The organism is Brevibacillus fluminis (genome assembly GCF_052072235.1).
In the GTDB taxonomy this organism is placed as follows: Bacteria; Bacillota; Bacilli; order Brevibacillales; family Brevibacillaceae; genus Brevibacillus_D; species Brevibacillus_D fluminis_A.
Map to the genome: position 1 here is coordinate 1835478 of NZ_CM125436.1, position 11934 is coordinate 1847411.

The 11934-nt window shown below is 53.4% G+C and carries 11 protein-coding genes; 10 read left to right on the forward strand and 1 reads right to left on the reverse strand.

Features of this window, described 5'->3' with window-relative positions; translation table 11 throughout:
• Positions 1 to 20 precede the first annotated feature (20 nt).
• On the reverse strand, positions 21 to 1310 hold the full coding sequence (gene kynU / locus ACTID9_RS09190; RefSeq protein WP_441070893.1) for a kynureninase: 1290 nt from the start codon (positions 1308 to 1310) through the stop codon (positions 21 to 23).
• A gap of 177 nt (positions 1311 to 1487) precedes the next feature.
• On the opposite strand from kynU, the gene ACTID9_RS09195 reads away from it, so the two are divergent.
• The 10 genes from ACTID9_RS09195 to lonB all read left to right on the forward strand — a co-directional run bounded on the left by ACTID9_RS09195 (position 1488) and on the right by lonB (position 11798).
• Positions 1488 to 2105, forward strand: coding sequence for a TetR/AcrR family transcriptional regulator (locus ACTID9_RS09195; RefSeq protein WP_441070894.1), 618 nt, complete (start codon positions 1488 to 1490; stop codon positions 2103 to 2105).
• 396 nt (positions 2106 to 2501) lie between these two features.
• Positions 2502 to 3305 (forward strand): glutamate racemase, encoded by an 804-nt coding sequence (gene racE, locus ACTID9_RS09200; RefSeq protein ID WP_441070895.1) that lies wholly within the window; start codon positions 2502 to 2504, stop codon positions 3303 to 3305.
• A gap of 97 nt (positions 3306 to 3402) precedes the next feature.
• Positions 3403 to 4482 carry a GerMN domain-containing protein gene (locus ACTID9_RS09205; RefSeq protein ID WP_441070896.1) on the forward strand — a complete coding sequence of 360 codons (1080 nt, stop codon included), beginning with the start codon at positions 3403 to 3405 and terminating at the stop codon, positions 4480 to 4482.
• A 183-nt stretch (positions 4483 to 4665) separates the two neighbouring features.
• Positions 4666 to 5439, forward strand: a complete 774-nt coding sequence (gene rph, locus ACTID9_RS09210) for a ribonuclease PH (protein ID WP_441070897.1) — start codon at positions 4666 to 4668, stop codon at positions 5437 to 5439.
• Positions 5432 to 6040, forward strand: coding sequence for an XTP/dITP diphosphatase (locus ACTID9_RS09215; protein ID WP_441070898.1), 609 nt, complete (start codon positions 5432 to 5434; stop codon positions 6038 to 6040). Before rph ends, ACTID9_RS09215 begins: the two co-directional genes overlap by 8 nt.
• Positions 6041 to 6047: 7 nt before the next feature.
• Positions 6048 to 6581, forward strand: a complete 534-nt coding sequence (locus ACTID9_RS09220; RefSeq protein ID WP_441070899.1) for a metallophosphoesterase family protein — start codon at positions 6048 to 6050, stop codon at positions 6579 to 6581.
• A 113-nt stretch (positions 6582 to 6694) separates the two neighbouring features.
• Entirely contained in the window at positions 6695 to 7987 is a 1293-nt protein-coding gene (gene tig / locus ACTID9_RS09225) for a trigger factor (RefSeq protein WP_441070900.1), read from the forward strand.
• A 111-nt stretch (positions 7988 to 8098) separates the two neighbouring features.
• A complete protein-coding gene (gene clpP / locus ACTID9_RS09230) occupies positions 8099 to 8671 on the forward strand; it encodes an ATP-dependent Clp endopeptidase proteolytic subunit ClpP (protein ID WP_441070901.1) in 573 nt (190 codons plus the stop codon).
• A 39-nt stretch (positions 8672 to 8710) separates the two neighbouring features.
• Entirely contained in the window at positions 8711 to 9979 is a 1269-nt protein-coding gene (gene clpX / locus ACTID9_RS09235; protein ID WP_441070902.1) for an ATP-dependent protease ATP-binding subunit ClpX, read from the forward strand.
• 112 nt (positions 9980 to 10091) lie between these two features.
• Positions 10092 to 11798 (forward strand): ATP-dependent protease LonB, encoded by a 1707-nt coding sequence (gene lonB, locus ACTID9_RS09240; protein WP_441070903.1) that lies wholly within the window; start codon positions 10092 to 10094, stop codon positions 11796 to 11798.
• Positions 11799 to 11934: the final 136 nt, after the last annotated feature.

Genomic DNA, 11934 nt, shown 5'->3' on the forward strand with positions numbered 1-11934 from the left:
TTAGACAAAAGTATTGACGCTTACGCTACGACTCCACGCTTGTTTTCATATTTTTCGTACGATTTCTCCTGCATGATCTGCTTGAGGATTTGGACGCACTGCCACACCTCGCCATACGTGTTGTAGAGCGCGACAGGCGCGAGACGGATGATGTTCGGCGCGCGGAAATCCGGGATGAGATGATGCTCCTCCTTCAACGTCCGGCAGATGCGGATCGCTTCTTCATGCTCAAGCGAGACGTGACCGCCCCTGCGGTGATCCTCTTGCGGATTGGCAATGGTAAAGCCCATGCCGTCCAGTTCATGCGCGATGAGATCCATCATGTAGCGGGTGAGCGCGAGCGATTTGCGGCGCAGCTTTTCCATCGTGGCTTCTGCAAAAATTTCCAGCGAGCCGATGAATGGTGCCAGACTCAGGACGTGTGGCGTGCCGAGCTGGAAAGCGCCCGCATTTTCGGCTGGCGTAAGCGCGTGCTCCATATCGAACTGTTTGTCTTTTCGCGAGCTGTACCAGCCGGTAAGTCCCGGCGTGCGACCGAAATGCTTGCGGTTCACATACAGCCCGCCAACGCCGCCAGGGCCGCTGTTCAAATACTTGTAATTGCACCAGTACGCGAAATCGACACCCCACTTGCTGAACTCGTGCGGCACTGCGCCGACCGAATGGCAGCCGTCAAAGCCGATAAGAATGCCGCGCGCATGGGCCTCCTTCGTCAAACGCTCGATGTCGAGCAGCTGTCCGCTGCGGTACAGCACGGTTGGCAGCACGATCAAAGCTACGTCATCGGTCATCGCGGCGATGATGTCTTCTTCCTCAATCAGGCGGCCGTCCCGGCTTTTGATGCGGATGAGATGCTCATCCGGATCGAGGCCGTGCAGCTTCAGCTGGCTTTGCAGGGCATAAATGTCCGAAGGAAAATCCAGCTCGGTGGCGATGATTTTGTTGCGTGTCGGCGATGGAGTAAAAAAGGTTGCGGCCAACACGTGGAGGTTGCTGGTCGTGGAACCGGTTACAATGACCTCGTCAGGATCGGCGCCGACAATGGATGCGCTCCTCTCTCCCAATAACTCTGACAAATAAAACCAGGGATATTTCCCCTGTGTCCATCCGTCGATTCCCAACTCCTTCCACGATTCGATCAGCTCCATCAGCGTCCGTTCCGAACGCTTGGACATCAGCCCCAAAGAGTTGCCGTCCAGATAGATGGTGCCAAGTTTGAGATAAAATTCAGTGCGGAAATGGGCCAGTTCGTCGTTGGCGTCGAGCGCCTCCGCATAGGCAAGGGACGGGTCAAAAGATGTGTGGGACATAAGGTCCTCCTTTGCATAAATACGTATGTGATGCAGTGTGCATGCGCAACTTGATTCCTAGCGTACTTAAAATATGACATGATGTCAATAATGTAGAACGAAATATTTCGAAAATTTGACCTCTTTCCTTTTTGCATACAAGCGTGTATTCTAAGATGATGGAGGGGGAGGAGCAACGTGCAGAACTCAAAGCAGCTGGTAGACGGGCGGCACCTGCGGTCCATCCAGACGCGACTGAAGCTGTTGGAAGCAGCGCGTACCGTTTTTCTTGAAGAAGGCTTCAACAAAGCGACGATCTCCCAGATCATCAAGCTCGCCAAGACCGGCTACGGTACGGCATACGTTCATTTCACAGGCAAGGATGACCTGTTGATCGTACTGATCGAAGACGTGATGGCCCAGTTTTTTGAGATCGCCCAAACACCGTTTTTCCCGCGTTCAAAAGAGGAAGCGCGCGGTATCATCTATAATCAGGTGTTGACCTTCTTGAAGCTGGCGGAATCCAACCGCCAGATGATGCAGGTTTTTTCCGAAGCGATGGGCTTGTCTCCGGCGATCAAAACCAAGTGGGAAGAAATCCGCCAAAAATTTATCGAGGGGATCACCCGCGATATTCGATATTCGCAGGAACAAGGCTTGGCCCGCACCGATTTGAAGGCGGAAGTGGTAGCGCCGGGCTGGTTTTATTCCAATGAAATGTACCAATGGAGCATCGTTTCCAATGAGCATCCCGCCTCTTTGGAGGAGATTGCGCAGACGCTCACGGCGATGTATACGGACGGTCTATATTTGTAAGTCCGCTCGTTTTTTCTTGACGGGAGGCGCCGTTTATCTTATTTTTTAGTTGATAGCATGCAAAAGAGTCTCAAGCAGCCGCATATGCGTAGCATACATGCAAAGGAGAGTCGGATCACGCATCCGCCTCCTTTTGTTTTGTTTCCACCCGATTCTTACGTGATACCTGCCCGCGTTACATAGAAGCAGGCGCCAGCATATTCTTAGTAAAGGCGCAAACGGCGATTTTACGCTGGTATAGGCGGCCTGATGGCAGGCAAGACGAATGCATACATGAAACAGGAAGCAAACGTTTGTTCATGAAGAAAAGTAAGGCATTTTTTGCAGCATTCGTGGTCAAATCTAGGTCTTATGAAAAGCGAAACCCGTTTTTCATTAAAAAAGGAGCATCGATGCATGAATAGACAGCAGGCGATCGGCATCATTGATTCAGGAGTGGGCGGTCTTACGGTAGCTCGTGAGATTTTTCAACAGCTGCCCAATGAAAAGCTGGTGTACGTAGGCGACAATGCGAGATGTCCATACGGTTCCCGTTCCGCAGACGAAATCCGTGCCTTTACCTATCAGATGATCCGGTTTTTGGAACAGTTTTCGATCAAGGCGCTCGTGATCGCCTGCAATACGGCGGCAGCTGTCGTATTGGAAGAGCTGGTCGGACAGAGCGATCTGCCGATCATCGGCGTCATCGAGCCGGGGGCGCGCGCGGCGATTTCCGCCAGCCGCAGCGGCAGGATCGGCATTATTGGAACGGAAACGACGGTCCGCACGCAAGCGTATGTGCGTGCGCTGCGGCGCATCAATCCGGAGTTGTATTTTGCAAGTCTGGCCTGCCCGGCGTTTGTTCCGCTGGTGGAAGGACAGCTTTTGGAAACCGAGGAAGCGCACCGGATCGTCACGGAAAGTCTGGAACCGCTGAAGCGGGAAGGAATCGACACGTTGATCCTCGGTTGTACCCATTACCCGCTTTTGGCGCCACTGATCCAGGATGCGATGGGAAATGACATCACGCTGATCAATTCCGGGGAGGAGACGGCGCTTGGGTTATCCCATTTGCTGGAGATCCATGATCTGCACGCCGCGCCGGGCAGCGGGGAGCCAACCCACCGTTTCTTCACGAGCGGTGATCCGCAAGTGTTCAAGGAAATCGGCGAACAGTGGCTGAATCGCAAGCTGTATGTGGAGCGTTTCCAGCCGGAATAGACAACCGGCATTTCGTCCCTTTTTACGGACAATCCACGCATAATCATCATGGAAGTTCGTATACATGGTAGTACAAAGTGTTGCGAGGAGGTTACACATGATGGGAAGCGGGCGTTTGATAAAAGTGACGGCAGTTGTCGGTGTAAGTGCGATGCTTCTTTCCGGATGCAGCCTGTTTGGTTCGTCAGAGGAAACCAGCAATTTGAATGCAACTCCGCAAGCGACAGCGGGAATTGATCCCAATGCGGCGACCCCGGCAGACGGCACGCAGCCGCTGCAGGTGCCGACGACGGCGGACGGCACGACTGCCCAGGCGACGGTGCACCCAACCGTGTATCTGCTTGACCCGAACGGCTATGTCGTACCGGTCATGCTGACGCTGCCGAAAGCAGAAGGATCGGCCAAACAAGTCCTGACCTACATGATCAAGGGCGGCCCTGTCCAGCAGCTGCTGCCGCAAGGGTTCCAGGCGATTTTGCCGGAAGGGACGAAAGTGCTTGGCATGTCCATCAAGGAAGGGGTCGCCACGGTTGACTTTTCCAAGGAATTTACGAAATACGATGCCAAGGATGAGCAAAAAGTGGTCGATGCCATCACGCGGGCGCTGACGGAGTTTCCGAACATTAAAAATGTGACGATTTGGGTAAATGGCACGCCACTGGCCGAAATGCCTGCAGCCAAAACGCCGGTATCGCTGCTGCAGCGCGGAAACGGTATTAATCTGGAACTGGCGGACGGCACGATTCCTGGTCAAACGACACCGGTCACCGTCTACTTCCAGTCGCAGTTGGATGAAAAGCATAACTATTTTGTCCCTGTTACCCGCTTGATTCCGGAAACCGAGAATCGGGCAAAAGCGGTGGTTGAGGAATTCATCAAAGGGCCAAGCGAAGGTTCGCCGCTCTTCAATTCCTTGGTGAGCACGACACGCGTTCTGGGCGTGGAGCAATCGAACGGGACCGTGGTCGTCAATTTGAGCGATGAAGCGCTCTCCTATGATAAAGGCAAGGAGCCGAGTCCGGAAGCGATGGAAGCGCTCGTGCTATCGCTCACGGAGAGCACCGGCAGCCAGAAGGTGCAAATCAAGGTGGACGGCAAGCCATTGGCGCAGGCGGGAGACCTCGACCTGAGCAAACCGGTTGTCCGGCCGAAGGAAATCAATGCGACACTGTTCTGATTTTCGCAACACACGCCACGCCAGATTTGCCTGGCGTGGATTTTCATGTAGAGGACAAAAAAACTGCAAAAGTTTTCCAGTACGCAGGTCTGCCCAAGAGTAGCAGAATGTTTCGCTGCTCTGGTATAATGAGCGGAAGTTGGACCAGTTTTTGGAGTGAATTGAAAACAGGAGGAACATGGAATGAGAAATGATGGACGTGTGAGCGACCAATTGCGCCCGGTGACCATCACCCGCAATTACATAAAGCACGCAGAAGGGTCTTGCCTGATCGAGGTCGGCGATACCAAAGTGATTTGCACCGCCTCACTGGAAGAACGGGTTCCTCCCTTTATGCGGGGCGGCGGAAAAGGCTGGATTACCGCTGAATATTCGATGCTTCCGCGCGCGACGGAAACGCGCAACGCCCGCGAATCGTCGAAAGGAAAGCTGGGCGGAAGAACGATGGAAATCCAGCGTTTGATCGGACGGACGCTGCGCTCGGTCGTCGCACTGGAATCCATGGGCGAGCGCACGATCTGGATCGACTGCGACGTCATCCAGGCGGATGGCGGCACCCGCACAGCATCGATCACCGGCGCTTTTGTCGCAATGGTCGATGCCATGTACAAACTGGTTCAAAGCGGAACGTGGAAAAAACTGCCGATCACCGACTATTTGGCGGCCACCTCGGTAGGCATCATCAACGGCGAAGCGCTGCTCGACCTCAATTATAAAGAAGATTCGACTGCGACCGTCGACATGAACGTGATCATGACAGGTGCGGGCAAATATGTCGAGCTGCAGGGGACGGGAGAGGAAGCACCGTTTACCCCGGCCGAGCTGACTGCACTGCTGGCGCTCGCGCAGACGGGAATCGCGGATTTGATCGAGGCGCAAAAACAGGCGCTGGGCGAGTTGACGCAATACATACATACACAGCCTGCACAGGAAGTGAAAGAGGGAAGCCATGCCTAGTCAAGCGAACGAAAAAAAGGTTGTGCTCGCGACGCGCAACCAGGGGAAAGTAAAAGAGTTCAATAAAATGTTCGCCGAGCTGGGCTATACCGCCGTCAGCTTGGCGGATTTTCCCGACGCGCCCGACGTGGTCGAAGACGGGGACACGTTTGAAGCCAATGCGGTGAAAAAAGCGGTGGAAACCGCGGCCTTTCTCGGCTGTGCCGTGCTGGCCGACGACTCCGGACTGGAAGTGGACGCGCTGAACGGAGCGCCTGGCGTCTATTCCGCCCGCTACGCCGGCGAGCACGGGAACGACGAGGCGAACTGGCGCAAGCTGTTGGCGGAGCTGGAAGGCGTGCCGGATGAAAAGCGCACCGCCCGTTTTCGCTGCACGCTGGCTTACGTCGCGCCGGGCGAAGCCCCGGTGATCGCGACCGGCACATGCGAAGGGATGATCGCCCATGAGCCGAAGGGGACGAACGGCTTCGGTTACGATCCGGTGTTTTACTTGCCGGAACGCGGCTGCATGATGGCAGAGATCGATCCGGCGACCAAAAACCGGATCAGCCACCGGGCGGCGGCAATGCACCAGCTCATGCAAATTTTCCGGGGAGAGTGAACGGGCGATGAGCATTCTCATCCTCAGCGATTCACACGGAGCGACAGCGGAAGTGAAAGCGGCAGTGGACCGCCATCAGACGGAACACGTGTTTCATTGCGGCGATTTTTGCACCGACCGCAAAAAGGCGCCATTTTCTGCCATGCGGCTCGTTCGCGGCAATTGCGACGTGGATACCAAAGTGCCGCTTGAGCTGGGCAGCGTCTGGAAAAACTTGCGTATCTATCAAACGCACGGCCATCTGTTCGGCGTCAAAAGCTCGCTGTTAAAGCTCCATTACCGCGCGGAGGAAACCGGGGCGAATCTTGTGATTTTCGGGCATTCGCACGTGCCGGTGTGCACGGTTGAACGGGATATTTTGTTCCTCAATCCCGGCAGCATGCTGCAGCCTCGCCACTTTCCGGTGCCAACCTATGCGCTGGTAGAGGAAGACGAGGCGGGCGCTGATTTTGTCACTGTCAAAGTTACCTTTTTCGACATCAAGGGGAACACGGTGAACGAGCGCGGCGGCACGTTTCGACTGCGCAGGCAAGCGCCTTGAAATATCTTTCGTATGTGATATACTAAAATGGTTATAATGGCATGTAATGTACGTCGATATACGGTGTACTTGTGCAAGGTCCTTTGGAAACATTCTAGGAGGGGAAGTTTAAAGTGGCAGCAAAATGGGAAAAGTTAGAGAATAATCAAGGTGTATTAACGGTTGAAGTTGAAGCCGAAAAAGTAAATGATGCATTGGATCAAGCATTCAAAAAAGTAGTACAAAAAGTAAACGTACCTGGCTTCCGCAAAGGAAAAATGCCGCGCAAAATGTTCGAAGCGCGTTTTGGCGTTGAATCCTTGTATCAAGAAGCGTTGGACATTTTGCTTCCAACTGCATATGGACAAGCTGTTCGCGAAACCGGCATCGAGCCTGTAGACCGTCCGGAAGTTGACGTGGAAAAAATGGGCAAAGGCGAAACGCTCGTATTCAAAGCGACCGTTACAGTCAAACCGGAAGTAAAACTGGGTGACTACAAAAACTTGACAATCGAAGCGAAAGATTTCAGCGTGACTGACGAATCCGTTGACGCTGAGCTGAAACGCATGCAAGAGCGCCACGCTGAACTGGTTGTTGTCGAAGAAGGCAAAACCGAAAACGGCGATATCGTCAGCATCGATTTCGAAGGCTTCCAGGATGGCGTTGCTTTCGAAGGCGGCAAAGCGGAAGACTATTCCTTGGAACTGGGCTCCGGCACATTCATCGCTGGCTTTGAAGAGCAATTGGTCGGCATGACAATCGGTGAAGAGAAGGAAGTTACCGTAACATTCCCGGAAGAATACCATTCTCCTAACCTCGCTGGCAAAGAAGCGAAATTCAATGTGAAATTGAACAGCTTCAAACGCAAAAACCTGCCAGTTCTCGACGATGAGTTCGCAAAAGATGTGAGCGAATTCGACACGCTGGACGAGCTGAAAGCCGACACGAAGAAAAAGCTCGAAGAAAAAGCGGCAAAAGAGAAAGAAAACTACGAGCGCGAGCAATTGGTGCTGAAAGCTAGCGAAAACGCAGAAATCGAAATCCCATCCGTAATGATCGAGCAAGAGCTGGATCAAATGGTGAAGGAATTCGCGCAACGCCTGCAATACCAAGGCATGAACATCGAACTGTACTACCAATTCTCCGGCATGGATGAAAGCCAGCTGCGCGACCAAATGCGCGCTGACGCAACCACTCGTGTGCGCACTGCACTGACGCTCGAAGCGATCGCAAAAGCGGAAGAGATCAAGGTTGAAGAAGCTGACATCACCGCTGAACTGGAAAAATTGGCTGGTCTGTACGGTCGTCCTGCAGACGAGCTGCAAAAACTGTTTGCAGCCCAAGATGGCATGGCTGGACTGTACCAAGACATCCAAACTCGCAAAACAGTCGATTTCCTGGTTGCACAAAGCAAAGTAACCGCATAATCTAGTACAGGAGTACAAGGCACGAACTAACGTATTCGTGCCTTGTTTTCTAACTCCAAAATGTTGTATCTTAGTATTCTACATATCAACGCAAAAAGGAGGGCGGATAGTATGCTAATCCCTATGGTCATTGAACAAACCAACCGAGGAGAACGCGCGTATGATATTTACTCGCGCTTGTTGAAAGACAGAATCATTTTTTTAGGCAGTGAGATTGACGACGACATAGCCAACCTGGTCGTGGCCCAGCTGTTGTTTTTGGCGGCCGAAGACCCTGAGAAAGACATTAGCTTGTACATAAACTCTCCAGGTGGGTCAGTCACCGCAGGCATGGCCATTTTTGACACGATGCAGTACATAAAGCCTGACGTTTCCACCATCTGCATCGGTATGGCTGCCAGTATGGGGGCGGTTTTGCTTACCGCCGGAGCCAAAGGTAAACGCTACTGTCTGCCCAACAGTGAAGTCATGATTCACCAACCTTTGGGCGGCGTGCGAGGTCAGGCCGAAGATATCCGTATTCATGCCGACTGGATCTTGAAAACCAAGCGGCAGCTCAATGAGATTCTTGCCGAACGTTCGGGTCAGCCGCTTGAGCGTGTCGAGCAGGACACCGACCGCGATAATTTCATGAGCGCGGAAGAAGCGTTGGCGTACGGGTTGATCGACAAGGTGATTAAGTGATCGAATGCGCAAGGAATCGACTGACGAGAGGTGAAGGCAATGTTCAAATTTAACGATGACAAAGGTCAGCTGAAATGCTCTTTTTGCGGCAAATCACAGGAGCAGGTTCGCAAGCTGGTAGCGGGACCTGGCGTTTATATTTGTGATGAGTGCATCGAGCTTTGCAATGAGATCGTCCAAGAAGAACTGGGCAGCGACGAAGAAATCGATATGAAGGAAATCCCGAAACCGATGGAGATTCGCAAAATCCTTGATGACTATGTCATCGGTCAGGATTTGGCAAAAAAATCCTTGTCGGTTGCGGTTTACAACCACTACAAACGGATCAATACCGGTGCCAAGATCGAAGATGTGGAATTGCAAAAATCCAACATCGTGCTGATCGGTCCTACCGGTAGCGGGAAAACGCTGCTGGCGCAAACGCTGGCGCGCATTTTGAACGTACCGTTTGCCATCGCGGACGCTACCTCGCTGACGGAGGCTGGTTACGTAGGGGAAGACGTGGAAAACATCTTGCTCAAACTGATCCAGGCTGCTGATTACGACGTGGAAAAAGCTGAGAAGGGCATCATCTACATCGACGAGATCGACAAGGTTGCCCGCAAGTCGGAGAACCCGTCCATCACGCGCGATGTTTCCGGCGAAGGCGTACAGCAAGCGCTGTTGAAAATTTTGGAAGGAACGGTTGCAAGCGTTCCGCCACAAGGCGGCCGCAAACATCCGCACCAGGAGTTCATCCAAATCGATACGTCCAACATTCTGTTCATTTGCGGCGGAGCGTTTGACGGCATCGAGCAAATCATCAAGCGCCGGATCGGGAAAAAAGTCATCGGCTTCGGTGCAGACCTGGCTGCTGACGGCGTAAAAGGCGAGTTGAAAGCAGGGGAATACTTGAAGCACGTGCTTCCGGAAGACCTGCTCAAATTCGGCTTGATTCCAGAGTTCGTCGGCCGTCTGCCGGTGATGTCCACCCTGGAGCCGCTTGATGAAGAGACATTGATCCGCATTTTGACCGAGCCAAAAAATGCGCTGATCAAACAGTATCAAAAGCTGATGCTGCTTGATGGCGTTGAGCTTGAATTCGAAAATGAGGCGCTGCATCAGATTTCGAAGGAAGCAATCAAGCGCAACACAGGTGCGCGCGGCTTGCGTGCGATCATTGAACAAATCATGCTCGATATGATGTATGAGCTGCCATCCCGCGAGGATGTAGGCAAATGCATCATTACCGAAGCGGTTGTCAAAGATAAAGTGAAGCCGATGCTTACCAATAAAGAAGGCCGCGCCGTACACGGCGAAATTGCCTAATATGTCGATCGACCACCCCAAACAAGGGGTGGTTTTTCGTTTACTCTCTCCCGGCATAGGCAATACTACTTTATATAGTTGAGAGGATGCGCAAGCTGGGAGGGAAAGGCTCATGGATTATACAACGTTGATTATTGCATGTATCGAAGTTGTCGTCGGGATCATTATCGGAACGTATTTTTGGAATCTGTTGCGTGCGCAGCGTACGACGAAGCAATCGACGGATAAAGAAACGCGCAAGGACATGGATCAGCTGCGCAAATTGCGCATGATCGCCCTGACGGAACCGCTGTCGGAAAAGACGCGGCCAAGCGAACTCGCGGAGATCGTCGGCCAGGAAGACGGGCTAAAGGCACTGCGTGCAGCGCTGTGCGGACCGAATCCGCAGCACGTCATCATTTACGGACCGCCGGGCGTCGGCAAAACAGCGGCGGCGCGCGTCGTGCTGGAAGCGGCGAAGAAAAATCCGCTTTCGCCGTTTAAAAGCGATGCCAAATTCGTGGAGGTGGATGCGACGATCGCTCGTTTTGATGAGCGGGGGATCGCAGACCCGCTCATCGGTTCCGTGCATGACCCGATTTACCAAGGGGCGGGCGCAATGGGGCAAGCGGGCATCCCGCAGCCGAAGCCGGGCGCTGTCACCAAAGCGCACGGGGGCATTCTGTTCCTCGATGAAATCGGCGAACTGCACCCGGTGCAAATGAACAAGCTTTTGAAAGTGCTGGAAGACCGCAAAGTGATGCTGGAGAGCGCGTATTACAGCGAGGAAAATACCCAGATCCCGGCACATATACATGATGTATTCCGCTATGGACTGCCGGCGGATTTCCGGCTGGTCGGCGCGACGACGCGTTCGCCGGAAGAATTGCCGCCAGCACTGCGTTCCCGCTGCCTGGAGATTTTCTTCCGTCCGCTGATGCCGGCAGAGGTCGGCAGCATCATCCGTACGGCTTCGCAAAAGCTGGATATGATTTTGACGGAAGAGGCAGTGGCGGTCGTCGAGCGCTATGCCACCAACGGTCGGGAAGCCATCAACACGCTGCAGATCGCCGCCGGGATCGCCATGACGGAAGAGCGCAAATCGATTGAGCCGGCCGACGTGGAATGGGTTGTCCACAGCAGCCAGAAGTCGCCGCGCCACGAAAAGAAAGTGCACCAGACGCCGCAAATCGGGTTGATCAACGGCTTGGCGGTATTCGGCCCGAACATGGGCAGCGTGATGGAGCTGGAGGTTACGGCTACGCTTGCGACGATTCCAGGCAACGGACGCGTGACGATGACGGGCATGGTGGAAGAAGAGGAGCTGGGCAACCGCAACCGGACCATCCGCCGCAAATCGACGGCCAAAGGTTCGATTGAAAACGTGTTGACCGTCTTGCATCGATTGGGAGTGGCCCCTTATGATTATGATTTGCACATCAATTTTCCAGGCGGTATGCCGATAGACGGACCGTCTGCAGGTCTTACGATCGCGATCGCCATCTACTCGGCGATTCAAAAGAAGCCGATCGACAACTTGCTTGCCGTCAGCGGTGAAATCAGCATCCACGGCAAAGTGAAGCCGGTGGGCGGCATTGTCGCCAAGGTTGAGGCGGCACGTCAGGCTGGTGCGACCCGCGTTTTGATCCCGGAAGAAAACTGGCAATCGATCTTCGCGGAGATGGAAGGCATTCAAGTGATTCCGGTCAGCGTGGTGCAGGAAGGACTGAAGCTGGCGATTCTGGATGAAGAGGTCGAGCTGGAAACGCAAGCGAGCGAGCGAGCGCCGCTGACGCTGCCGGTTCAGACGGATGAGCTGGGGACGACCTTGCCGATCTGACAAAAAGAAAAGAAAGTGCATTTCCGGTTTGGCCAAATTAGACATTGTTCCCGCTTTGCGCTAAAATGATACGAAAACGCCTCATTTACTACAGAAAAAAGAAAAAGACGGTGATTTCATAAAGGTCATGGAGGTG

Coding starts and splice junctions, on each gene's coding strand:
- kynU (WP_441070893.1), bottom strand. CDS start 1,310: ATGTCCCACACATCTTTTGACCCGTCCCTTGCCTATGCGGAGGCGCTC.
- racE (WP_441070895.1), top strand. CDS start 2,502: ATGAATAGACAGCAGGCGATCGGCATCATTGATTCAGGAGTGGGCGGT.
- ACTID9_RS09205 (WP_441070896.1), top strand. CDS start 3,403: ATGATGGGAAGCGGGCGTTTGATAAAAGTGACGGCAGTTGTCGGTGTA.
- rph (WP_441070897.1), top strand. CDS start 4,666: ATGAGAAATGATGGACGTGTGAGCGACCAATTGCGCCCGGTGACCATC.
- ACTID9_RS09215 (WP_441070898.1), top strand. CDS start 5,432: ATGCCTAGTCAAGCGAACGAAAAAAAGGTTGTGCTCGCGACGCGCAAC.
- ACTID9_RS09220 (WP_441070899.1), top strand. CDS start 6,048: ATGAGCATTCTCATCCTCAGCGATTCACACGGAGCGACAGCGGAAGTG.
- clpP (WP_441070901.1), top strand. CDS start 8,099: ATGCTAATCCCTATGGTCATTGAACAAACCAACCGAGGAGAACGCGCG.
- clpX (WP_441070902.1), top strand. CDS start 8,711: ATGTTCAAATTTAACGATGACAAAGGTCAGCTGAAATGCTCTTTTTGC.
- lonB (WP_441070903.1), top strand. CDS start 10,092: ATGGATTATACAACGTTGATTATTGCATGTATCGAAGTTGTCGTCGGG.